This is a genomic window from Salinivibrio sp. ML198 (assembly GCF_001996015.1).
Taxonomy (GTDB): domain Bacteria; phylum Pseudomonadota; class Gammaproteobacteria; order Enterobacterales; family Vibrionaceae; genus Salinivibrio; species Salinivibrio siamensis.
Genome location: NZ_MUEZ01000047.1, coordinates 1 through 887, shown reverse-complemented (window position 1 = coordinate 887; position 887 = coordinate 1). Strand labels below are relative to the sequence as shown.

Here is an 887-nt window from a genome sequence, read left to right as displayed (position 1 = left end):
ACACCACTGGCAAAACCGAGCACTAGCCCGACATACCCCAAACCTCTAGCGGCGGAAATCCCTATCGCTATATTGCCAATACGCTTGCCCAACTCTTTCGTCTCTGATTCAAACTTAACCATTTAAGTTAAATCAGAATGAAATTCCTAGGCCTTTCTCAAGGAAGGCGAGAAAGAAAACCATTATCCAACTCCACGTTCCTACTGAATTACCCCACATAAATATTTTAAACTTAATAGAGTCAGTGGTTGCACGCTTACGAATAAATGGATATTTCACCCAATAATGAAACAGTCTTGCATTGATGTAAGCAGATAGCATGCACATCTTATTCGCATGCAATTTATCCACATTCTTAGAAAGTTGATGATCTATAAAAACGATTCTTTGAGGATCTCCCAATGAAATAATAGCCACCATAATTACAGCGGGAATAGACCAAACAAGGGCATACCCCCCAAAAATAACTACTAGCCAATCCAACATAGATTTACCTCAAAGCTGACTCTGCACTCTCATATATAAAGTCCGCCCCCCACTTTCCTGTAGCTGAACCAGCAATTCCACCAATAGCACCACCAACAACAAAAGAGCCTATTGCAGCAATGGCAAGTACAGGGGTAGAAGTTACACCGACCACTCCCAGAACAAGTAATACTCCAGAAGTCATCGCAGCACTACCAACCCCTCCCCCAGATATACCACCAATAAACCCGCCAATTTCACGGGTTGTTGTCTGACCACAATCTCCCGTTCCATCGACCTTGCACGCCTCATAGACATTATCCACACCACTGGCAAAACCGAGCACTAGCCCGACATACCCCAAACCTCTAGCGGCGGAAATCCCTATCGCTATATTGCCAATACGCTTGCCCAACTCTTTC

1 protein-coding gene and 1 pseudogene are annotated in these 887 nt (G+C 44.2%); both read right to left on the bottom strand.

The features are described 5' to 3' along the window. Positions 1-132: 132 nt before the first annotated feature. The gene (locus tag BZG25_RS15605; RefSeq protein ID WP_077639370.1) at positions 133-486 is read right to left on the bottom strand and encodes a hypothetical protein; all 354 of its coding nucleotides are present in this window, start codon (positions 484-486) and stop codon (positions 133-135) included. 4 nt (positions 487-490) lie between these two features. Continuing rightward, positions 491-887 (bottom strand): annotated as a pseudogene (locus BZG25_RS15600) (hypothetical protein); the annotation flags it as partial.